This is a genomic window from Mycobacterium sp. IS-2888, from assembly GCF_001954215.1.
Lineage (GTDB): Bacteria > Actinomycetota > Actinomycetes > Mycobacteriales > Mycobacteriaceae > Mycobacterium.
In genome coordinates this window covers 45036-67577 of record NZ_MBET01000094.1, presented here as the reverse complement: position 1 = coordinate 67577, position 22542 = coordinate 45036, and the positions used below count along the sequence as shown (strand labels likewise).

Genomic DNA, 22542 nt, shown 5'->3' with positions numbered 1-22542 from the left:
ACGTACGCCCCCGATGAGAAGATGGCAAGGATGACTTCGCAGACGGAACGGACCGTGCGCGACGAGCTGCTCCACGCGGCCGTCTGCCTGCTCGACGACGACGGGCCCGACGCGCTGCAGACCCGCAAGGTGGCCGGTGCCGCGGGGACCTCGACGATGGCGGTGTACACGCACTTCGGCGGGATGCGGTCGCTGATCGCCGAGGTCGCGCAAGAAGGGTTGCGTCAGTTCGACACGGCGCTGACAGTGCCTCGGACGGACGACCCGGTGGCGGATCTGATGGCCGTCGGGGCCGCGTATCGCCGCTATGCCATCGAGCGGCCGCACATGTACCGGCTGATGTTCGGCAGTACCAGCGCCCACGGCATCAACGCGCCCGCGGGGAACGTCCTGACGCTGACCATCGCCGAGATCGAGCAGCATCAACCCAGCTTCGCGCACGTCGTGCGGGCTGTGCACCGGTCGGTGCTGGCGGGCCGGATCACCGCGTGTTCCGCGGACGACGACGCCTCGGTTGTGGCGACCGCGGCCCAGTTCTGGGCGCTGATTCACGGGTTCGTGATGCTCGAACTCGCGGGTTTCTATGGCAACGAAGGCGAGGCCGTCGGGCCGGTGCTTGGTGCGATCACGACGAATCTGCTTGTCGCCCTGGGAGATTCACCCGAGCGGATCGAGCAGTCGCGGCACGCGGCAATCCGCGCCGGCTAAGCAGACGAAACCCCCGGGCCTTCCGAAGAAAGTCCGGGGGTTTCGTGCAGTGGACTACTTGACGGTGACGGTGGCGCCGGCGGCCTCGAGCTTGGTCTTGGCCTCGTCGGCGGCCTCCTTCGCGACCTTCTCCAGCAGCGGCTTGGGTGCGCCGTCGACCAGGTCCTTGGCCTCCTTGAGGCCCAGGCCGGAGACGATCTCGCGGACAACCTTGATCACGCCGATCTTCTTGTCGCCGGCGGCCTCGAGGATGACGTCGAACTCGGACTGCTCCTCGGCGGCCTCGGCCGGTGCGCCACCGGCTGCGGGACCGGCCGCGGCGACCGCGACGGGCGCGGCCGCGGTGACCTCGAAGGTCTCCTCGAACTTCTTGACGAAGTCCGAGAGCTCCAACAGGGTCATTTCCTTGAAGACGTCGAGCAGGTCGTCGGTGGAGATTTTTGCCATGGTGTGGGTCCTTCCTGGGTTGGTTTGGGTTGGGTTATTCGGCTTCAGCCGGTGTCTCGGTGGATGCCTCGGCAGCGGGGGCTTCGGCGGGTGCTTCGGCGGGCGCTTCGGCGGCGGGTTCGGCGGGCGCTTCGGCGGCGGGTTCGGCGGGCGCTTCGGCGGGCGCTTCGGCGGCGGGTTCGGCGGGCGCTTCGGCGGGCGCTTCGGCGGCGGGTTCGGCCGCGGCAGCGGGTTCGGCGGGCTTCTTTTCCTGCAGTGCGGCCAACAGGCGAGCAACCTGCGAAGCGGGCGCGTTGAACAGGCCGGCCGCCTTGGCCATGTTGCCCTTCATCGCGCCGGCCAGCTTGGCCAGCAACACCTCGCGGGACTCCAGGTCCGCGATGCGCTCGACCTCGGCGACCGTCAACGGGTGGCCATCCATGTAGCCGCCCTTGATGACCAGCGCCTTGTTGTCCTTGGCGAACTTCTTGAGGGCCTTGGCGGCGTCAACCGCCTCACCTGTGACGAACGCGATGGCCGTCGGGCCGACGAACAGCTCGTCGAGACCCTCGATCCCGGCTTGCGACGCCGCACGCTTGATCAGCGTGTTCTTGGCCACCGAGTAGGTGGCCGACCCCGCCAGAGACCGCCGCAGCTCGGCCAAGTTGGCCACCGTCAAACCGCGGTATTCGGTGATCAAGGTGGCCGTCGAGCCGGTGAACTGCTCGGCGATGTCTGCAACGGCGGTGGCCTTGTCAGCCTTTGCCATGCATACCTCCTGTGGTGAAAGTCCTAGTGCGACTTGTGGTCTGTGATCACCGGAGAACGACGAACGCCCCGGCGCAGGAAGCGGCCGGGGCGTTGAAATGCGCCGGCGCACGCCGGCGGTAATGCCTCGTCCTCCTGCGTGGGCCGCCGGGATGTTCCCGGACCTTCAACCGATTGCTCGGTGACCGACGGTCTTCGGTGGATCGGCAACCACAATAGCGTGACCACCCGCGATCAGCCAAAACGCGCAAGCCGGGCCGCGCCGACGAGACCGGCCTCGCCGCCAAGCTCGGCGGGCACCACCCGCAGGCCGTGCAGAAAATCCAGTCCGGCGTAGTCGGCCAGTGTCGCCCGCAGCGGGTCGAAAAGCACGCGACCGGATTTCGCCACTCCTCCCCCGACGACGGCGAGGTCGAGGTCGCAGACCGCCGCCACCGAGGCGATCATCGCCGCGAGCGCACTGGCGGCCCGGTCGAACGCCCGCAGCGCCACGGCGTCGCCGCGCGTCGCGGCGTCGGCCAGCTGCTCGGCGCCGGCACCGGGCGGCGCGGACCAGCCGTTGGCCCGGGCCCAACGCACCAGCGGCGGGCCGGCCGCAACGGTCTCGACGCAGCCGCGGCCGCCGCAGGTGCAGGGCAGGCCGTCCGGGTCGACCACCACGTGACCGACGTGGCCGGCATTGCCGGTGCGCCCGGTGTAGGGGGCGCCGTTGAACACCAACCCACCGCCCACGCCGGTGGACACCACCATGCCCAGCAGGAAGCGCGCCCCGCGTCCGGCGCCGCGCCAGTGCTCGCCCAGGGCCATGCACGTGCCGTCACCACCCAGCCGCACGGGCACGCCGGGCACCGCTGCCGCGACGCGGTCCCGCAACGGGAAGCCGTGCCAGGACCCGATGTTGATCGGGCTGACGCACCCGGTGTGCAGGTCGATCGAGCCGGCCGACGCGATGCCGACCGCGGCGACCCCGCCGTCGGCCGCGCGGAGGGCGTCGGCGATCGCTGCCGCGACCGCGGCCCAGATCTCCTCGGCCGACCCGCCGGGCGGGGTCGGTCGGATGGCCGTGTGTACCAGCGTGCCGTCGTCGTCGGCCAGGCCGACGGCGATCTTGGTGCCGCCGATGTCCAGGCAGAGGGTGAGCATCGGCGATCAGTGCCTGTGGGTGTTGTCGGGCTGGTGGGGATCGCCGGGATGCTCGTAGCCGGGAGCGAGCCGCACCAGCTCCGCGGTGCGCGCGTCGAGCCACACCCGGAAGGCGCGCCGCCGCGCGGCGCCGCGCAGATGCTCGGCGATCGCGGACCGCACCTGTCCCAGCGGCGGGCCGACCCGCGACGGGGCGCGCCAGCCGTGACGGCCCGGGCGCGGCGCGGCGAACCGCAGCGGGTTGCGGGCGTGATAGTCGGCCACGTCTTGGTCGCTGACCCGGACCGCGGCGGTGACGTCGGCGAACAGGGCCCGCGCGGCCGGATCGGCCAGCGCGGCCGCGGCCACGCTCCCGATCTCCAGCCGGGCCGTGTCGTCGGGCAGTAGCTCCGTCTCGGCCGGGGCGTCCCCCGCGGTCAGGCCGCGCGCGGCCACCTCGACCGCGACGACTCTTTCGGTCACGATCAATTGGGTGAGCCAGCGCCGCAGCTGCCGTCCCTCGCTGGTGCCGCCGGCGGGCAGCGCGGCCGCGCGCGGACCGCTGCGCAACCGCGCCTCGCGGGCGTCGACCTCGTCGACCCCAATCGGCGTGCCGGCGACGGTCGCGACCAGTCGGGCGCTCACTTCACCGTCACCTTCACCGCCGGGGAGTAGACGAGCCGGCCGGCGCACCCGACTCGGACCAGCGCCCACCACTGGCCGGGTTCCAGCCATGCCGGCGGGGTGACGGCGAAGGCGAGCTCGACCATGCCGCGTGCGGGCAGGGCCGCGCCGAGCGCGGCCGGGCCGATCCACTCCCAAGTGCCCCACGGGCTGATCAGATGCGCCTCCAGCGCGACCTCCGCGCAGGCGTGGGTGCCGACCGTGACGGTCAATCGGGCCGTGTCGCCGGCGCGCAGCGTGACGTCGGCGGGCCCGTCGACGAGGTAGAGCAGGTCGGCGAGGTCGACTGCGTCCACGCCGACGGCCACCACCGCCACGTCCTCGACCGCCTGCTGCCACGCGGCCGGCACCGAATCCCCGGAGAGGCGCAGCTGGGCGCGGAACGGGTACAGGCCGGGTGGTGCGTTCGCCGGGACGTCCACCACCGCGTCGGTCTCGCGGTACTCGCCGCTGCACAGCGTCAGCGGCCGCTCGCTGGGTGTGGCCGACCAGCCGTCCGGGCACACCACCGCCACCGCGCCCTGCAGCGCGGAATCGCTGCAGTCGCTGGCCGCGGTGAGCCGGAACCCCACCCTGTCGCCGGGCCGCGCGGTAACGAGGCGCGGATGCAGGTGGGCGACCGCGGGCAGGCCGCCGAGCGGCGCGGGTCCGCGATTGTGCAGCCAATAGCGCGCGTAAAGCGGCTGGGCGGCCTCGGCGTTCGGGGCCAGCGCGACGGGCCGGCCGTCGCCGCCGCCGGAGAACGGCACGTCAAGCCGGGCCAGCACGGTGGCGAGCTGATAGCCGCGCAGGTCGATCGATCGTTTTCGTCCCCGCGGCGTCTCCAGGAGGTCGGCGAGCTCGAGCGCACTCACCTTGCCCAGCGCCGAACCGATGCTGACGCGGGCGGGTGCGCCGCGGGTTTCCACCAGCCGCAGGGCCACCGCGGCGGGGTCGACCGGCTTCGCGCTGCCCGCGGTCAGCGGGTTGCCTGCCGCCTTGAGCGCCCCGAGGTGCACCGCGTCGGCGGGGTCGACTCGCAGCAGCGATCCGGTCGGCGGCAGCTCGCCCCGCCCCTCGCCCGCGACGACGGCGAGCAGCGGTTGGGCGAACTGCGCGCTGCGCGCCGGAATTCCGGCCCGCCGCCAGTCCCCGTCGCCGCCGACCAGCGCGTAGTCGAAATCGTGTGTCCAGTGCTGCAGTTGGAAGTTCGAGCCGTCGGGCGCGGTGCGGCGGGGCTCGTCGATCCAGACGCCCGACGGCCAGCCGGTGCACGACCGCATCAGCGCGGTGTGCAGGGTGCCTTCGATGTCGACGGCGAAGCTCGGCACGCCCCGGTTGAGGAGCGCGACAGTGCGGTCCTCGAAGGGCTCCATCGCCGCCGGCGCCTGCTGGGTGACCTCGATTTCGGCATCGCCGAGATCCGTTGCCACCGCGGCGATTTCGTCGTCCAGGTTGGTGTCGTCGGAGCCGGCGATCACCAGCACCGGCAGGGCGCGGACCCCGCGCAGGTCGGCGCCGGGCACCCACACCTGTGCCAATGGCGTCGCCGCCGGCACCCACACCCGGGCCCGTCCGGTCTCGGCCAGCTGGCGTTCGAGTTCGGCGGTGTAGTCCGGATCCGCCTCGGCGAGAACAGCTTTGGTGAAGGCGTTGCGGCCGGGCCCGCCCAGGGCGATCCGCACGTCGGGCAGATTGGAGTCGACGTCGAGGCGGCCGTAGCGCGGTTGGTCGGCGCCGCTGCAGGTGGCCGTGACGCCGGCGCGGACCAGCGCGACCATCAGCTCGCGGGCCAGCGGTCCCGATGTCGACTCGGCCGGCGACACCACCTCGGCCACGGCTACCGCCCGCACGGCCGAGTTCGAAACCCGGACCCGGGCCGCCGACGAAAGCCCGAACCAGCCGTGGGCCGGGTTGTCCAGCGTCCACAGGTAGCGCGCGGTGTCCACCGACTGCGACCCGTCGTGCAGCAGGGCGAAACCCCGCCCGATGACGGCGTCACCCACCTCGCTGACCGGCATGGCGCCGGGAACCGGGCACGGCCAGCGCAGGCGCAACAAGCGGTCTTCCCCGGTGAACTCGTCGATGGTGGTGCGGCAGTCCACCCGCGCGACGCCCCGCCACAGGGTGATGGTTTGGGTGTAGCGCAGCAGGGTGCCGATACCGCCGCGCACCACCAGCCGCTGACCGAGCGGGCCGGCGTAGGCCCGCACGCGCGCGGGCGATTCCGACGAGCACACCACCGGCCCCTTGGGCAGGAGGTGCCACGGGCCCTCGCCCTGCGTCGGGTGCGCCGGGTATTCCTCGTAGACGGCAAGTTCGTTGCCCACCCGGCCGGCCGCGATCAGCTGGCGACCGTCCTGAACCAGGGAGGAGACCGCCCCGCCGCGCGCCGCGTCGACCGCCAGCCGGTAGTGCTCGTTGGCGATCTCGGATCCGGGCACGGGTTCCCAGCCGGCCACTTCGCCGCCAGGCACCAGCCGATAAGCCCGCCAGCCCAGCGAAGGCACATCGCTGGCCAGCCAGGTGACCGAGCGGCCGTCGTCCTCGACGTGCGCGGGCGACTCCTCGCCGCCGGGACCCAGCACCCGCACCCCCGCCGCGACCGGCGAATCGAGCCGGGCGGTGACGATGTCGGTGCGCTGGTGTGTCAGCGGATTCCACACCACGACCGAACGTCCGCCGGTATCGATCGCGCCGGACAGCAACGCCAGCGAGTTGTCGCGGGCCGCGCGGCCCAGCTCCCACGCGTCGCGCCAGCCGGTCAGCAGGTCCAGGTACACCTGGTCGGATTCCGACCCGGTGATCGCGTCATGGTGCGCGCCGTAGGCCAACTGCACCCACGCCTTCGCCAGGGCCGCCTGCGGGTACTCGGCGCCGGTCATCAGCGCGGCGAACACCGCGAAGCGCTCGGCGTCCAGGACGGCGTTCTCGGCGGCCCGGTTGGCTTGTTTGGTGTCGATGTACGACACGTCCTTGCCGGTATAGATCGGGTTCATGTCGCGGGTCTGCGGCGACGGCGCACACCCCCGCTCGGCGAGTTCGGCGCGCACCGCCGCGAAGAACTCCCGCGGCAGCGCGCACACGAATCGCGGCCAGGTGTAGCGCCGGGCCCAGTCGCGGTGGATCGCGGTGACCCACTTGTTCGGCGGGGTGTAGTCGGTGCCCACCGGCAACAGCACATTGCGGGTCAGCGCGACCTTCTTGAGCTGACGGAACAACCGGTACGTCGCGTCCTGCGCCTCCTGCAGGCTGGTCGACGAGTCCATCCCCCAGCCCGCGCCGTAGTGCGCGGGCATGTAGTGGGTCAGCAGGCCGCGACCCGACGGCGCGATCCACTCGAACTCACTGCAGAACTGCATGCCTTCGACACCGCCGGAGTGGGTCGGGCCCCACTGATGGTGCGGCCCGCGGGCCCACGAACTGGACGTCAGCCCGGCGTCGGCGGCCATACCGGGAAATTGCGGATCGTGGCCGAACACGTCGAGCTGCCAAGCGGTGGCCGGATCGGCGCCGAGCACCTCGCGCTGAAAACCTATGCCGTGCACCAGATTCCGGATCGTCGTTTCCGGCCCGGTGAGGTTGGTGTTGGGTTCGTTGTAGGTGCCGCCCATCACCTCGACGCGGCCCTCGGCGAGGAAGCGGCGCAAATCGGCGCGGTCCTCTGGCCGGGTGTCCCAGTACGGCTTGAGGTAATCCACCTCGGCCAGCACGAACTTGTATTCGGGCTCGCGGCGCGCCATCTCCAGATGCGCGTGCACCAGCTCGAAGGCGTTGGCCTGCCGGTCCGGCGGGTCCGCGGCCCACTCGCTGGTATAGGCGCCCTGCGTGTTCCACCACACCGGGTCGTAGTGGAAGTGGCTGATCATGTACATCGTCCAGCCGGGCTCGGCGACGACAAACTCGAACGGCGTGCCCGCGCCGCCGGCGTGCACGCGCGCGGCGCGACGCTGACCGACGACCGGACGGTCGACGGTGACCGGAACCTCGACGAACTCGGCGCCGGCGTCGGCGACCGCCTCCCCCCGCAGACCGTCGCCGTCGATGCGGACCCGCGTCGGCACGGCCACCCCGGCGAGGCCGACACGCACCAGTTGCGACGGCGCGTCCGGCGGCCCGACGAAAAGCTCCGTCGGCTCCGCCGAAATCACCTGCATGTCCGCACTTTACGCGGCCGGCGCCGCGAAATCGCCGTCGCGTAGGGACGACTGTCACCGGCTGGTGGAAAGCTCGGTGCCATGGCAGATCTGACCACCCAACTGGCCGACCAGCTCGACTGGCACTGGCGCAACCAGCTGCGCCCACGCCTGGACGGGCTGACCGACGACGAGTACTTCTGGCAGCCGGTGCCCAACTGCTGGACCGTGCATCCCGATGGGTCGATAGATTTCGCCTTCCCGGCGCCCAGCCCCGTACCGTTCACCACGATCGCGTGGCGCATGGCACACGTCATTGTCGGCGTTTTCGCCATGCGTGCCCATCATCATTTCGGTGGACCGTCCGCCGACTACCAGAGTTGGCACTATGCCACCGACGCCGCCACCGCCCTGCGGCAACTTGACGAGACGTACGCGGCGTGGATCAGCGGCGTGCGGTCGTTGTCGGACACCGATCTGACCCGCCGCTGCGGCCCGGCCGAAGGGCCCTACGCCGACTATCCGCTGAGCGAGCTGGTGTTGCACATCAATCGAGAAGCGATCCACCATGGTGCCGAAATCGCCTGCCTCCGAGACCTCTACCTGCACAGCCACACCATTCAGGAGGATTGAGAATGCCCGCACTTGCCCCGCCCGTCGCCGACGAACGCAGCGCCCTGCGCGAATACTTGGCGTTTCACCAAAGCGCGTACTTCGCCGTGTCGTACGGCCTGACCGACGAGCAGGCCCGGTCCGCACCCACGGTCAGTGCGCTGTCGATCGGCGGGCTGGTCAAGCACGCAACCGCGATGCAACGCACTTGGATGGCGCGCGTCGCCGCCGCGCCGGAGGAGCCGCCGAAGGACACTCGCCCGTTCGAGCAGATCGCCCAGGAGTTCGGCGAGCAGCACGTGATGCGGCCCGACGAGACGCTGGACGGGCTGCTGCGCGCGTTCGAAGCGCAGAACGAGAAATCGCTGCGGCTGGCGGAAACCGCGGATCTCGACGCGGCGGTGCCCGTTCCCCGAGACATCCCGTGGTTCCCCAAAAACCAGCCGGCATGGTCGGTGCGCTGGGTGATCCTGCACGTGATCAACGAGCTGGCCCGGCACGCCGGGCACGCCGACATCATCCGGGAGACCATCGACGGCGCCACCATGTACGAATTGATCGCCGGCCTGGAGAACTGGCAGATCGAGGGCTGGGTACAGCCCTGGAAAGCAAAGTGAGTGTCCTCACACCGAATTGCGACTTGACACCGCCGGTTTGGCAGACTGCTGGAATGAGTTCTACCAAACACCGCGAGGTGGCCAGGCTCGACCGGGTGCCCTTGCCGGTCGAAGCGGCCCGGGTGGCAGCCACCGGTTGGCAGGTCACCCGCACCGCGGCTCGCGTCGTCACCAAGCTGCCGGGCAGGGGTCCGTGGCAGCAGAAGGTGATCAAGCAGCTCCCGCAGACCTTTGCCGATCTGGGGCCGACGTACGTGAAGTTCGGGCAGATCATCGCGTCCAGCCCCGGTGCGTTCGGCGAGTCGCTGTCCCGCGAATTCCGCGACCTGCTCGACCGCGTGCCACCGGCCGACAAGGACGAGGTGCACAAGCTGTTCGCCGAGGAGCTCGGCGCCCAGCCGTCGGAGCTGTTCGCCAGCTTCGAGGAAGAACCGTTCGCGTCGGCGTCCATCGCCCAGGTGCACTACGCGACCCTGCACAGCGGCGAAGACGTCGTCGTCAAGATCCAGCGGCCGGGCATCCGCCGCCGCGTCGCCGCGGACCTACAGATCCTGAAGCGCTTCGCGCAGACGGTGGAGCTGGCGAAGCTCGGCCGGCGGTTGTCCGCCCAAGACGTCGTCGCCGACTTTTCCGACAACCTGGCCGAGGAGCTGAACTTCCGCCTGGAGGCGCAGTCGATGGAGGCCTGGGTGTCCCACCTGCACGCCTCACCGCTGGGCCGCAACATCCGGGTCCCCCAGGTGTACTGGGACCTGACCACCGACCGGGTGCTGACGATGGAGCGGGTGCACGGCATCCGCATCGATAACGCCGCCGCCATCCGCAAGGCCGGGTTCGACGGCACCGAGCTGGTTAAAGCGTTGCTATTCAGCCTGTTCGAGGGCGGTCTGCGGCACGGGCTGTTCCACGGCGACCTGCACGCGGGCAACCTCTACGTCGACGACCAGGGCCGCATCGTCTTCTTCGACTTCGGGATCATGGGCCGCATCGACCCGCGCACCCGCTGGCTGCTGCGCGAACTCGTGTACGCGCTGCTGGTGAAGAAGGACCACGCCGCGGCAGGCAAGATCGTCGTGCTGATGGGCGCCGTCGGCACCATGAAGCCCGAAGCCCAGGCCGCGAAGGACCTGGAGCGCTTCGCCACGCCGCTGACCATGCAGACCCTGGGTGAGTTGTCCTATGCCGACATCGGCCGCCAGCTCTCCGCCCTGGCCGACGCCTACGACGTCAAGCTGCCCCGGGAGCTGGTCCTGATCGGCAAGCAGTTCCTCTACGTCGAGCGGTACATGAAGCTGCTCGCACCCAAGTGGCAGATGATGTCGGATCCGCAGCTGACGGGATACTTCGCGAACTTCATGGTCGAGGTCAGCCGCGAGCACCAGACCGACGTCGAGGTATAGGGGCGGTCTAGTGCAGATCCGCAGCGGCTACGCGATAGCGGGGGCCACCTCGCGCGACGCCCCGGGCGAGGTGAAGCTCTACTACGAAGACATGGGCGACCTTGCCGACCCGCCCGTGCTGCTGATCATGGGCCTGGGCGCGCAACTGTTGCTGTGGCGAACGGCGTTCTGCGAGAAGCTCGTTGGGCAGGGCCTGCGGGTGATCCGCTATGACAACCGCGACGTCGGCCTGTCCAGCAAGACCGAGCACCGCAGCTCCGGGCAGCCGCTGGTGACGCGGCTGGCCCGGTCCTGGCTCGGCCTGCGCAGCAACGCGGCATACACGCTGGAGGACATGGCCGACGACGCCGCCGCGCTGCTCGATCACCTGGGTCTCGAGCACGCCCACATCGTCGGGGCATCGATGGGCGGCATGATCGCCCAGGTTTTCGCGGCACGCTTCCCGACGCGGACGAAAACGTTGGGAATCCTGTTCTCCAGCAACAACTCACCGTTCCTGCCGCCGCCGGCCCCGAGCGCTTTGCTCGCGCTCCTCAAGGGTCCACCGCGGAACGCGCCGCGCGACGTGATCATCGACAACGCGGTGCGCGTCAGCAATATCATCGGCAGCCCCCGCTATCGCATGCCCGAAGAGCAGGTTCGCGCCGACGCGGCCGAGGGGTACGACCGCAACTACTACCCGCAGGGCATCGCCCGCCATTTCGCGGCGATCCTGGGCAGCGGCAGCCTGGCGCCCTACGACCGCCGCATCGCCGCGCCGACGGTGGTGGTCCACGGCCGCTCCGACAAGCTGATGCGGCCCTTTGGTGGCCGGGCGATCGCGCGCGCCATCAGCGGCGCTCGGCTAATCTTGTTCGACGGCATGGGCCACGACCTGCCTCAGCAACTGTGGGATCCGCTGATCAGCGTGCTGACTAGTAACTTCGCCGAGGCCCGCTAAATCCCGGACAGGGCGGCGTTTAGGGTATCCCTGCCGAATTTCACACACGTCTCACAGGGTTGATACCGTTGGCGTCGGGAGGATGTCTGTTAATGGCGGAGCTGAAGCCGTATTACGAAGAGTCGCAAGCAACCTACGACATTTCTGACGACTTCTTCGCGCTCTTCCTCGACCCCAACATGGTGTACACCTGCGCCTACTTCGAAAACGACGACATGACGCTGGAAGAGGCGCAGCTCGCCAAGCTGGACCTTGCGCTGGACAAGCTGAACCTCGAACCCGGCATGACGCTGCTCGACGTAGGTTGCGGCTGGGGCGGAGCGCTGGTCCGCGCGGTCGAGAAGTACGACGTCAATGTCATCGGGCTCACGCTGAGCCGCAATCACTACGAGCGCAGCAAGGCCCGGCTGGCCGAAATCCCCACGACGCGCCACGCCGAGGCGCGGCTACAGGGCTGGGAAGAGTTTGACGGCCAAGCCGATCGGATCATGAGCTTCGAGGCCTTCGACGCGTTCAAGAAGGAACGCTGGCCCGCGTTCTGGGATTGGGCCTACAAGACCCTTCCGGGGGACAGCCGGATGCTGATGCACAGCATTTTCACGTATCCGCAGTCGCAGTGGAAGGAGCGCGGCATCCCGATCACGATGACGGACCTGCGTTTCTTCCACTTCCTCGGCACGGAAATCTTTCCCGGCGGCCAGATGTGCGGCGAACGCGACATCGTCGACCTGGCGCAAGAGAGCGGTTTCACGATCGAGAAGATCCAATATCTCCAGCAGCATTACGCGCGGACTCTGGACACGTGGGCGGCCAATCTGCAGGCCAATCGCGAACGCGCCATCGCCATCCAGTCCGAAGAGGTCTACAACCGCTTCATGCGCTACCTGACCGGCTGCGCGGACCTTTTCCGCAAAGGGATCTCGAACGTCGCGCAGTACACGCTCACCAAGTAACGATTAGCCGGGGGACGCACCACGCCATGGCCGAGAAACTGACGCCGCACTTTGCCGACGTGCAGGCGCACTACGACCTCTCTGACGACTTTTTCCGCTTGTTCCTAGACCCGACGCAGACCTACAGCTGCGCGTACTTCGAGCGCGAGGACATGACGCTGGAAGAGGCTCAGATCGCCAAGATCGACCTGGCGCTGGGCAAGCTGGGCCTGCGGCCGGGCATGACGTTGCTCGACGTCGGCTGCGGCTGGGGCGCCACCATGCGGCGGGCCATCGAGCGCTACGACGTGAATGTCGTCGGCTTGACGCTGTCGAAGAACCAGGCCGCCCATGTCCAGAAGATGTTCGACGAGATGGACAGCCCACGCAGCAAACGGGTGCTGCTGAACGGCTGGGAGCAGTTCGACGAGCCCGTCGACCGGATCGTGTCGATCGGCGCGTTCGAACACTTCGGCCACGAGCGTTACGACGACTTCTTCCGGATGGCCCACACCGTCCTGCCCGCCGACGGGGTGATGCTGCTGCACACGATCACCGGGCTGACGCCGCAGGAGTGCACTGAACAGGGCATCCCCCTGACCTTCGAGATGGCCCGCTTCATCAAGTTCATCGTCACCGAGATCTTCCCGGGCGGCCGGTTGCCGTCTATCGAGAAGGTCGAGCAGCACTCGTCGAAGGCCGGCTTCACGCTGACCCGCCGGCAATCACTGCAGCTGCACTACGCCAGGACCCTCGACTTGTGGGCGGAGGCGCTCCAGGCGCACCGGGACGAGGCCATCGCGATCCAGTCCGAGGAGGTCTACGAGCGGTACATGAAGTACCTGACCGGCTGCGCGAAGGCATTCCGCACGCGCTACGCCGACGTCAACCAATTCACCCTGGAGAAGAAGTAGCGCGCATTTTTATATAGATGTGACTGAGCTCAAACCAACCCGTGGCCAGGGCGTGTGGGCGACGAATCGGATTTCCTACTAAGATTTCACCTGATCAAGTTCGCCGTGGAGGGCAGCTGGCGACGCGCCGGTTGCCCGGCTCCACGAAAGGACCCTTTCACGCACCATGGACAATCTCGACGCCGTCATAGTCGGTGCAGGTTTCGGGGGGATTGGCACAGCCATCCAGCTCAAGCGGCTTGGATACGACAACATCGTCATCCTCGATCGCGACTCGGACCTGGGCGGGACCTGGCACGTCAACCATTACCCCGGGCTGGCCGTCGACATCCCGTCCACCACCTACTCGTATTGGTTCGAGCCCAATCCGTACTGGTCGCGGCTGTTCGCGCCGGGCGCCGAACTGAAGCGGTACGCCGAACGCGTCGCCGACAAGTACGACGTGCGCCGCCACATGCGATTCAACGCGACGGTCGAGAGCGCAAGCTGGGATGAGGACCAGCGGTTATGGCAGGTGGCGCTGGCCGACGGCACGAGCCTGACGACACGTTTTCTGATCACCGCGACAGGCTTCCTGTCCCAGCCACACACCCCCGACATCCCAGGAATGGAGACTTTCGAAGGCAAGGTCATCCACACCACCGCGTGGGACAACGACTACGAGTTCGACGGCCGTCGCGTCGGGATCATCGGTACCGGGGCGACCGCGGTTCAGTTGATACCCGAGCTGGCCGCCAAAGTCGCCGAGCTGACGGTGTACCAGCGGACGGCGATCCATGTGGTGCCCAAGATCGACTTCGCGATCCCGGTTTGGCTGCAGCGGGTATTCGCTCGGGTGCCGCTGGTGCACCGGGCCTTCCGGCTGGTCACCGACACGCTCTTCGAGTTGATGATGGTGACCGGTGTGCTGCACTACCGGCAGTTCCGGCGGCTGAACATTGCCGCGGCGGATCTTGCCAAAATCAACCGGTTCATCTCGGTCCGCGACAAGGAACTGCGGCGCAGACTGACGCCCGACTACGACTTCGGCTGCAAGCGACCCACCTGGTCCAACAGCTATTACCGGACCTTTACCAAGCCGCATGTGCATCTGGAGACCAACAGCATCGAGCGGATCGAGCCCGACGGCATCGTCACCGCCGACGGGCGCAAGACCGTCATCGACACGCTGGCACTGGCCACCGGTTTTGATCTCTGGAACACCAACTTTCCGGCCATCGAGGTGATCGGGCGCCAAGGCCGCAACCTGGGGAAGTGGTGGCGAGAGAACCGGTTCCAGGCCTACGAGGGGGTGTCCATTCCGTACTTCCCCAACTACTTGAGCTTGGCCAGTCCGTTCGCCTTTTCCGGCCTGTCGTTCTTCAACACGATGGAATACCAGATGCGGCACATGGACCGGCTGTTCGGGGAAATGCAGCGCAGAGGAGCGACGGAATTCGAGGTGACCGAGGAAGCGAATGCGCGCTTCCTGGAACGGATGACCGACCTTCTCGACAACACGGTGTTCTACGCGGGCGACTGTGCCACCTCGCGGTCCTACTACTTCAACCCCGATGGCGAGGCGACCCTGCTGCGGCCCACGTCGACGCGCAACGCGGTACGTGAAGGATCACGATTCCCGCTGAGCGATTACCAGTTCCGCTGACCGGCCGCGCCCCCGTCGAAATTCGGCCTGTGTCGGTCAAACCCCGCCTTGACATTGGGTATCCTTTGACACCGACCGAGATGCGTGCCTGCCCCAGGCAATGACCATCATCCAGGAGAAGAAGGCGAAAATGGCTGATCAACCGGCTAGCCCGACCAAGATACGGACGGCTCCCGAAGACATTCAGGCGCACTACGACGTCTCGGACGACTTCTTCGCCCTGTTCCAGGACCCGACCAGGACCTACAGCTGCGCCTACTTCAAAAACGACGACATGACGCTGGAAGAGGCGCAGTACGCCAAGATCGACCTCAACCTGGACAAGCTGGACCTCAAGCCGGGCATGACCCTGCTGGACATCGGCTGCGGCTGGGGCACCACCATGAAGCGCGCCGTCGAGCGGTTCGACGTCAATGTCATCGGCCTGACGTTGTCAAAGAATCAGCACGCCCGCTGCGAGCAGGTGCTGGGGGCCCTGGACACGAACCGGTCATGCCAGGTCCGCCTGCAGAACTGGGAGGACTTCAACGAGCCCGTCGACCGCATCGTGTCGATCGAGGCCTTCGAACACTTCGGGCACGAGAACTACGACGACTTCTTCAAGAGGTGCTACGACATCATGCCCGAGGACGGGCGGATGACCGTCCAGAGCAGCGTCAGCTACCACCCCTACGAGATGGCGGCCCTCGGCAAGAAGTTGACCTTCGAGACGGCCCGTTTCATCAAGTTCATCATCACCGAAATCTTCCCGGGTGGCCGGCTGCCGTCCACTCAGATGATGGTCGACCACGGCGAGAAAGCGGGTTTTGTGGTGCCCGAACCGCTTTCGCTGCGCCCGCACTACATCAAGACGCTGCACATCTGGGGCGACACGCTCGAGTCCAACAGAGACAAGGCCATCGAGGTCACTTCCGACGAGGTCTACAACCGCTACATCAAGTACCTGCGGGGCTGCGAGCACTACTTCACCGAAGAAATGCTTGACGTCAGCCTGGTGACCTACCTCAAGCCGGGGGCCGCCGCCTAATTTTTTTCGCCGGGTGTCGGATCGGCGCTGCGGCGTTCGTCGAACAGGTAGAGAGTGGAGCACAGGGCTTCGCTCACGACCGGAGGTGACGAACATGCAGTATTTCGCGCTGTTGATCAGCCAGGAACGGGAGCTGACCCCCGACGAGCGGGAGCCCGTGATGACGGCCTACCAGAACTTCCACGCCAAGGCCGGCTCGGCGATCCGCGCCGGTGACGCTTTGCTACCGACGGCGACGGGTGTGCGCATCACCGGCGGACCCGACTCGCCAGTGGTCACCGACGGTCCATTCGCCGAGGCCGCCGAGGTGGCATGCGGTTACTACGTGTTCGAGGCCGACAACCTCGACGAGGCGCTGAAGCTGGCCCGCGACGTTCCCGCCGCCCAGCACGGCGCGATCGAGGTCCGGCCGACCTACCACGCGTTCGATCCCGATTGGAAAGGCACCGGCGGCCAATGGCTGGCACTGCTCCTGGAGTCGCCGGCATCCGCCAATACCCCGGGCACGCCGGAATGGGAGGCGGAAGCGGCGCGGCACGGTGAATTCGCCGCTGCCGCAGGCGATCACATTGTCGGGGGCGCCGCATTGCGCGAGTCGACGACGGCGACGACGGTGCGCGTCCGCGACGGCCAGGTGCTGTTGACCGACGGGCCCTACGCGGAAGGCGCCGAGATCGCGACCGGCTTCTACCTGCTGGCCGCCGCGGATCGCGACGAGGCGGTCAAGCTGGCCGGAATGATCCCCGCCTCCACCGTGGAGCTGCGGCAACTGGCCGGGGTGTCAGGGCTCTAGATTCGCGAATGGCCAACCTGGACGGCGTCTTCCGCCGGGAATGGGGACCGGCCGTCGCCGCGCTCGCGCGGTGGTCCGGGGACCTCACCGTCGCCGAGGACGCCGTCCAGGAGGCCTGCGCCGAGGCGCTTCGGACCTGGCCGCGCGACGGCGTGCCCGACAGTCCCGGCGGGTGGCTGGTGACCGTCGCCCGCAACCGCGCGCGCGACCGGCTGCGTCGCGAATCCATCCGTCCCGGAAAGGAATTGGCGGCGGTGGTCGACGAGATCAGGGCCCGGACCGACCGGGTGGACGTGCACCCGGTCCGTGACGACGAGTTGCGGATGATGTTCACCTGCGCGCACCCGGCGCTGGACCGGCAGTCGCAGCTGGCGCTGACGCTGCGGCTGGTGTCCGGGTTGACCGTCGCCGAGATCGCCCGCGCCCTGCTACAGACCGAGCCGGCCATCGGCCAGCGAATCACGCGCGCCAAGAACAAGATTCGGCACGCCAACATCCCGCTGCGGGTGCCTCCGGCCGAGCTGCTGGCCGAGCGCACACCGCACGTGCTGGGTTGCATCTACTCGGTGTTCACCGAGGGCTATTGGTCGACCGCGGGACCGTCCGCAATTCGAGACGAGCTGTGCGACGAGGGAATTCGGCTGGCCGGAGAATTGTGCGCGCTGATGCCCGACGAGCCGGAGGCGCACGCCCTGGCGGCCCTGATGCTGCTACACGATTCGCGACGGGCGACCCGGGTGGACGACGCCGGCATGCTGGTGCCGCTCGAGGACCAGGACCGGCGCCGTTGGGACCGCGGCCGCATCGCGCGCGGCCTGCAGCGGTTGCGGGCGGCCGCGGGATCGACGGGCGCCTACCTGCCGCAGGCGGTGATCGCGGCGGTGCACGCGACGGCCCCGTCCTGGGAGCAGACCGACTGGGTCGCGATCTGCGCCGCCTACGACCGGCTGTGGCGGATGACCGACTCCCCCGTGGTGGCCGCCAATCGCGCGCTGGCGATCGGTTTTCGCGACGGCCCGGGGGCGGGCCTGGCCGCGCTGGACAAGGTGGCGCATGATCCCCGGCTGGCCCGCTCCAATCTCGTCGCGACGGTGCGCGCCGATCTGCTGCGCCGCGCCGGCCGGCCGGCCGACGCGGTGGCCTGGTACCGAATCGCGTTGGAGTCCAACGGTTCCGAGCCGGGCCGCGAGTTCTTGCGCCGACGCATCGCCGAGTGCGGCGGATAGTCAGGAGGGGTTCCGTGCGCCCAAGTCGCCGTTGAGATATCGGGCGCGGCAGGCGCGTCGCGCCAGCTTGCCGCTGGTGGTTCGCGGGATCACCCCGGCCGCCACCAGCAGCACATCGGCCAGTGGCAGGCTATGCCGGCGCGATACCGCCGCGCGGATGGCATCGATTACGGGTTGCAGATCGGCCCGCCCCGTCCCCGGTGCCCGCTCGGCGACGATCACCACACGCTCGCCGACCCCATCGTTCGCCGGCACCGAGAATGCCGCGACATAACCTGAGCGCACCGCGGGCGACACGGCGGCCGCGGTGGCCTCGATGTCCTGCGGGTAGTGGTTGCGGCCATCCACAATGATCAGATCCTTGATGCGCCCGGTGATGTAGAGCTCACCGCCGAGGTAGACGCCGAGATCACCGGTCCGCAGCCAGGCGGCCTCACTCGGCGCCCCGTCAGCGTGGCTGCCTACCGGTAGCCGGGACTGCAGCTTGTTGCCGAACGTCCGCTCGGTTTCCTCCCGGCGTCCCCAGTACCCGCGGCCGATATTGTCGCCGTGCAACCAGATCTCACCGACCTCGCCATCGGCCAGCTCCGCCTCCGTCTCGGGGTCGACGATGACACCCCACTGGCTGCGCGCAATCCGACCACAGGACACCTGCGCGATGGCGTTGGGCGCGTCGCGCGGGACCTCAACCGCATGCCCCGTGCCCAACTGTTCCCGGTCCAGGTAGACAACGGTTGCCCGCTCGGCGAGGTCAATGGTCGAGACAAACAGGGTCGCCTCGGCCATGCCGTACGACGGCTTGACCGCCGTGCTCGGCAGACCATATGGGGCGAACGCGGCGTTGAACTTCTCGATCGACTCGATCCGCACCGGTTCGGAGCCGTTGATCAGCGACACCACGTTGCTCAGATCGAGGGCCTCGCCGGCATCGGGAAGCCCGCGCTCAGCGGCCAGCTCGAACGCGAAATTCGGTGCCGCCGCGTAGGTGGGACCGAGTTTGGACTCGGCCGCAAGTCGCCGGATCCATCGTTGCGGCCGCCGGACGAACGCCATCGGCGACATGAGTGTGAGCTGGGTGCCGAAGACCGCCACGCACACGATCATCAGCAGGCCCATGTCGTGATACAGCGGCAACCAGCTGACGCTGCGGATGTCCCAGTCGATGCCGGTGGAGATCACCATCTGCAGCACGTTGGTGCCGATCGCGCGGTGGGTGATCTCAACACCGACGGGGGTACGCGTCGACCCCGAGGTGTATTGCAGGTAGGCAATGTCGTCGGTGTCGAGGTGAACCGGCGCGAACGTGGCACCCACCGAGTCGGGGATTTCATCGATCGCGATGACCCGCGGTCTACTGTTGCGCGGCAGCGAGCGGACGAAGTCCCCAACCGCCGCGGCCGCACCAGCGGTCGTCAGTACCACCGAGGGCTGGGCGTCGCGCAGCACCGCATCGAGGCGCTCGGCGTGGCCCGGCAACTGGGGCGCGAACAGCGGAACGGCGATATCGCCGGCCTTGATCGCGGCGAAGAAGCCCACGATGTAGTCGATGCCCTGCGGCGCCAGTATCGCCACCCGATCGCCCTGGGCGGTGACTTGCTGCAGCCGGGCGCCGATGGCCCGCAGCCTGGTGCCCAGCTCGGCCCAGGTCAACTCGATCAACGTCCCCTCGGCATCGTGGGCGTAGTCGAGATAGCGGTACGCCACGGCATCGCCGATGTCGGCGATGTGGCGATCCAGGAATGTCACCAGGTTGACGCCGTGGGGCAGGAGGATGCCGCCATCCGCGTCGAGGTAGTCGGTCAACTTCGGCCGGTCTACACCACCGCCGTCATTGCTTCCCATGGCACCTGACATGAGCGGAGTCTAAGAGACGGGCATTGGGTTTCACGGTAGCGACCAACAGTGAAACGCCGTCTTGCTCACCCGTCGGCGAAGTTGCGGGTGATCGACGGGTCGACCGGAATGCCCGGGCCGGTGGTCGTCGACACGGTGATCTTCTTCAGGTAGCGGCCCTTCGACGAGGACGGCTTGAGCCGCAGCACCTCGTCGATCGCGGCGCCGTAGTTCTCCGCGAGGTTCTTCTCGTCGAACGACGCCTTGCCGATGACGAAGTGCAGGTTGGCCTGCTTGTCGATGCGGAAATTGATCTTGCCGCCCTTGATGTCGGCCACCGCCTTGGCGACGTCGGGGGTCACCGTGCCGGTCTTGGGGTTGGGCATCAGGCCGCGCGGACCCAGCACTCGCGCAATGCGTCCGACCTTGGCCATCTGGTCGGGGGTGGCGATCGCGGCGTCGAAGTCCAAGAACCCGCCCTGAATCTTCTCGATCAGGTCGTCACTGCCCACGATGTCGGCGCCGGCGGCCTGCGCCTGCTCGGCCTTTTCGCCGACCGCGAACACCGCGACGCGGGCGGTCTTACCGGTGCCGTGCGGCAGATTGACTGTGCCGCGTACCATTTGGTCCGCCTTGCGCGGGTCGACGCCGAGCCGGATCGCCACCTCGACGGTGGCGTCCTGCTTGGTCGAGGACGTCTCCTTGGCGAGCTTCGCCGCCTCCAGCGGGGTGTAGAGGTTGTTGCGGTCCACCTTCTCGGCGGCGGCGCGGAATGCCTTGCTGTTCTTGCTCATTGAATATCCAATCCGGTGTTGGGTCGTGGTTACGAAGCGGGCCGAAGCTGGCCCTCCCACGGGGTACGGCTGAGAGCTACTCGACCGTGATCCCCATCGACCGGGCGGTCCCGGCGATGATCTTGGCGCCTGCCTCGATGTCGTTGGCGTTGAGGTCGGCCTTCTTGGTCTCGGCGATCTCGCGACACTGGTCCCAGCTCACCTTGGCGACCTTGTCCTTGTGCGGCTCGGCCGAACCCTTGCTTACGCCCGCGGCTTTCAGCAGCAGCTTGGCGGCGGGTGGCGTCTTGAGCGCGAAGGTGAAGCTGCGGTCCTCGTAGACGGTGATCTCCACCGGGATGACGTTGCCGCGCTGGTTCTCCGTCGCGGCGTTGTACGCCTTGCAGAACTCCATGATGTTGACGCCGTGCTGGCCGAGCGCGGGTCCCACCGGCGGAGCGGGGTTGGCCTGCCCGGCCTGGATCTGCAGCTTGATCAGCCCGATGACTTTCTTCTTCGGGGCCATGAGTTGTTGACGTTCCTTCCTGGGAGTTAAATCTTGGAGACTTGGCCGAAGGTGAGTTCCACCGGCGTTTCACGGCCGAAGATCGACACCAGCACCTTGAGCTTCTGCTGTTCGCCGTTGACCTCGCTGATCGTGGCCGGCAATGTGGCGAACGGCCCGTCCATCACCGTCACCGATTCGCCCACCTCGTAGTCGACCTCGACGACGGGACGTTCCAGGCCGCCCGCCTCGGTGGCGGCGGCGGTGCTGGCCGCGCCCTTGGCGGCCTTCTTCGACGAGCCCGGGGGCAGCAGGAACTTCACCACGTCGTCGAGCGCCAGCGCCGACGGGCGCGACGTCGCCCCGACGAAGCCGGTGACGCCGGGCGTGTTCCGCACCGCGGACCACGAGTCGTCGGTCAGGTCCATGCGCACCAGGATGTAGCCCGGCAGCACCTTGCGGTTGACCTGCTTGCGCTGGCCGTTCTTGATCTCGGTGACCTCTTCGGTGGGTACTTCTACCTGGAAGATGTAGTCGCCGACGTCCAGGTTCTGCACCCGGGTTTCCAGGTTGGCCTTGACCTTGTTCTCGTACCCCGCGTAGGAGTGCACGACGTACCAGTCGCCGGGTTTGCTGCGCAGTTCCGCCTTGAGCGCGGCGGCCGGGTCGATCTCCTCGGCCGGCTCCGCGTGAGCCTCGGCCTCAGGGGTCTCAGCGACCTCCTGCACGTCGACCGCTTCACCCGCGGACGTGTCACCGTCGAAGGTAGTCACGGTTGTCAGTCCTCTCTGTCAATCGCTCAGCCGAACACCAACAGGACCAGCTTGGTCAGCCCGAAGTCCGCGAGACCGACCAGCGCCACCATGAAGGCGAGAAATGCCAGCACCACCGAGGTGTAGGTGAGCATCTGTTTGCGGTTCGGCCAGATCACCTTCCGCATCTCCGCAACGACCTGCTTGAGGTAGTTGTAGACGAACACGAACGGGTTAGCCGAACGGCCGGCGGGTTTCTTCGGTTTCTTGGGCTGCTTGCCGTCCTTCTTGGCTGCCCGGGCCTTCTTGGTCTTGCCCTCGGCCTCAGCCTCGTCCGGCGACTCGACGTCAACGTCTTCGTCGACGTCGGCCACCCGCTGCCGAGACCGCTTGCCGGTGGGCCGCGCTGGCTTGGTCACCACGGCCGTCCGACCACCGCCGGCGCGGCTGTCGTCGGTCTCGCCGCCGTCGCTTGCGGCGTCGTTGGCAGCGTTGCCCTCGTCGCTCACCGCATGCTCCTTTGTTCGTTGGCTTTCAGTGTCCAGCATGGCACGTCTTGGCCATCAGCAGGGGCGACAGGACTTGAACCTGCAACCTGCGGTTTTGGAGACCGCTGCTCTGCCATTTGAGCTACGCCCCTTCGCGGTTGGCAGGCCAACCTGCGCTTACCTACCGGGGCCTACACGACACGCGCGCTCCCCGTTCGGTGATCGCCGAACCGACGGACAGCGCGCTGTTATGGGAAAACCC

The 22542-nt window shown here is 67.9% G+C and carries 20 protein-coding genes, 1 tRNA gene and 1 pseudogene; 11 read left to right on the top strand and 11 right to left on the bottom strand.

Annotated features, from left to right (window positions below; translation table 11 throughout):
• The first annotated feature begins 30 nt into the window (after window positions 1–30).
• Entirely contained in the window at window positions 31–708 is a 678-nt protein-coding gene (locus A5745_RS17215) for a TetR/AcrR family transcriptional regulator (protein WP_076061446.1), read from the top strand.
• A 54-nt stretch (window positions 709–762) separates the two neighbouring features.
• On the opposite strand, the gene rplL is transcribed toward A5745_RS17215, so the two are convergent.
• The 5 genes and pseudogenes from rplL to A5745_RS17190 all read right to left on the bottom strand — a co-directional run bounded on the left by rplL (window position 763) and on the right by A5745_RS17190 (window position 7844).
• Window positions 763–1155 carry a 50S ribosomal protein L7/L12 gene (gene rplL, locus A5745_RS17210; protein ID WP_076061444.1) on the bottom strand — a complete coding sequence of 131 codons (393 nt, stop codon included), beginning with the start codon at window positions 1153–1155 and terminating at the stop codon, window positions 763–765.
• A gap of 214 nt (window positions 1156–1369) precedes the next feature.
• Window positions 1370–1903 (bottom strand): annotated as a pseudogene (rplJ, locus tag A5745_RS17205) (50S ribosomal protein L10); the annotation flags it as partial.
• A 233-nt stretch (window positions 1904–2136) separates the two neighbouring features.
• Window positions 2137–3045 carry an ROK family protein gene (locus A5745_RS17200; RefSeq protein ID WP_076117591.1) on the bottom strand — a complete coding sequence of 303 codons (909 nt, stop codon included), beginning with the start codon at window positions 3043–3045 and terminating at the stop codon, window positions 2137–2139.
• 6 nt (window positions 3046–3051) lie between these two features.
• Entirely contained in the window at window positions 3052–3717 is a 666-nt protein-coding gene (locus A5745_RS17195) for a malonyl CoA-ACP transacylase (RefSeq protein ID WP_139329665.1), read from the bottom strand.
• Entirely contained in the window at window positions 3666–7844 is a 4179-nt protein-coding gene (locus A5745_RS17190; protein ID WP_076117587.1) for an NEW3 domain-containing protein, read from the bottom strand. Before A5745_RS17190 ends, A5745_RS17195 begins: the two co-directional genes overlap by 52 nt.
• 81 nt (window positions 7845–7925) lie before the next feature.
• Between A5745_RS17190 and A5745_RS17185 the strand changes: the two genes are divergently transcribed.
• The 10 genes from A5745_RS17185 (at window position 7926) to A5745_RS17140 (ending at window position 17929) form a co-directional block, all read left to right on the top strand.
• Window positions 7926–8456: a DinB family protein gene (locus A5745_RS17185; protein ID WP_076117584.1), complete on the top strand. Its 531-nt coding sequence runs from the start codon at window positions 7926–7928 to the stop codon at window positions 8454–8456.
• A gap of 2 nt (window positions 8457–8458) precedes the next feature.
• Window positions 8459–9052 (top strand): DinB family protein, encoded by a 594-nt coding sequence (locus tag A5745_RS17180; protein ID WP_076061433.1) that lies wholly within the window; start codon window positions 8459–8461, stop codon window positions 9050–9052.
• Between the two features lie 53 nt (window positions 9053–9105).
• Window positions 9106–10452, top strand: coding sequence for an AarF/ABC1/UbiB kinase family protein (locus tag A5745_RS17175; protein ID WP_139329664.1), 1347 nt, complete (start codon window positions 9106–9108; stop codon window positions 10450–10452).
• Window positions 10453–10462: 10 nt separating this feature from the next.
• Window positions 10463–11392: an alpha/beta fold hydrolase gene (locus A5745_RS17170; protein WP_076117581.1), complete on the top strand. Its 930-nt coding sequence runs from the start codon at window positions 10463–10465 to the stop codon at window positions 11390–11392.
• Window positions 11393–11484: 92 nt separating this feature from the next.
• A complete protein-coding gene (locus A5745_RS17165) occupies window positions 11485–12345 on the top strand; it encodes a cyclopropane mycolic acid synthase family methyltransferase (RefSeq protein WP_076061430.1) in 861 nt (286 codons plus the stop codon).
• 26 nt (window positions 12346–12371) lie between these two features.
• On the top strand, window positions 12372–13238 hold the full coding sequence (mmaA2, locus tag A5745_RS17160; protein ID WP_076061428.1) for a cyclopropane mycolic acid synthase MmaA2: 867 nt from the start codon (window positions 12372–12374) through the stop codon (window positions 13236–13238).
• Window positions 13239–13404: 166 nt separating this feature from the next.
• Window positions 13405–14883: an NAD(P)/FAD-dependent oxidoreductase gene (locus tag A5745_RS17155; RefSeq protein WP_076061427.1), complete on the top strand. Its 1479-nt coding sequence runs from the start codon at window positions 13405–13407 to the stop codon at window positions 14881–14883.
• 130 nt (window positions 14884–15013) lie between these two features.
• Window positions 15014–15910 carry a hydroxymycolate synthase MmaA4 gene (mmaA4, locus tag A5745_RS17150; protein ID WP_076117865.1) on the top strand — a complete coding sequence of 299 codons (897 nt, stop codon included), beginning with the start codon at window positions 15014–15016 and terminating at the stop codon, window positions 15908–15910.
• 94 nt (window positions 15911–16004) lie between these two features.
• Window positions 16005–16703, top strand: coding sequence for a YciI family protein (locus A5745_RS17145; protein WP_076117578.1), 699 nt, complete (start codon window positions 16005–16007; stop codon window positions 16701–16703).
• A gap of 8 nt (window positions 16704–16711) precedes the next feature.
• Window positions 16712–17929 carry an RNA polymerase sigma factor gene (locus tag A5745_RS17140; protein WP_076117575.1) on the top strand — a complete coding sequence of 406 codons (1218 nt, stop codon included), beginning with the start codon at window positions 16712–16714 and terminating at the stop codon, window positions 17927–17929.
• On the opposite strand, the gene A5745_RS17135 is transcribed toward A5745_RS17140, so the two are convergent.
• The 6 genes from A5745_RS17135 to A5745_RS17110 form a co-directional block, all read right to left on the bottom strand.
• Window positions 17930–19783, bottom strand: a complete 1854-nt coding sequence (locus tag A5745_RS17135) for a fatty acyl-AMP ligase (RefSeq protein WP_217695289.1) — start codon at window positions 19781–19783, stop codon at window positions 17930–17932.
• 65 nt (window positions 19784–19848) lie between these two features.
• Entirely contained in the window at window positions 19849–20556 is a 708-nt protein-coding gene (gene rplA, locus A5745_RS17130; protein ID WP_076060958.1) for a 50S ribosomal protein L1, read from the bottom strand.
• A 76-nt stretch (window positions 20557–20632) separates the two neighbouring features.
• A complete protein-coding gene (gene rplK, locus A5745_RS17125; RefSeq protein WP_076060956.1) occupies window positions 20633–21061 on the bottom strand; it encodes a 50S ribosomal protein L11 in 429 nt (142 codons plus the stop codon).
• Window positions 21062–21087: 26 nt separating this feature from the next.
• Window positions 21088–21813: a transcription termination/antitermination protein NusG gene (gene nusG / locus A5745_RS17120; protein ID WP_076060955.1), complete on the bottom strand. Its 726-nt coding sequence runs from the start codon at window positions 21811–21813 to the stop codon at window positions 21088–21090.
• Between the two features lie 26 nt (window positions 21814–21839).
• Window positions 21840–22301 carry a preprotein translocase subunit SecE gene (secE, locus tag A5745_RS17115; protein WP_076060973.1) on the bottom strand — a complete coding sequence of 154 codons (462 nt, stop codon included), beginning with the start codon at window positions 22299–22301 and terminating at the stop codon, window positions 21840–21842.
• Window positions 22302–22359: 58 nt separating this feature from the next.
• Window positions 22360–22432: transfer RNA gene (locus tag A5745_RS17110), tRNA-Trp, on the bottom strand.
• Between the last annotated feature and the right edge of the window lie 110 nt (window positions 22433–22542).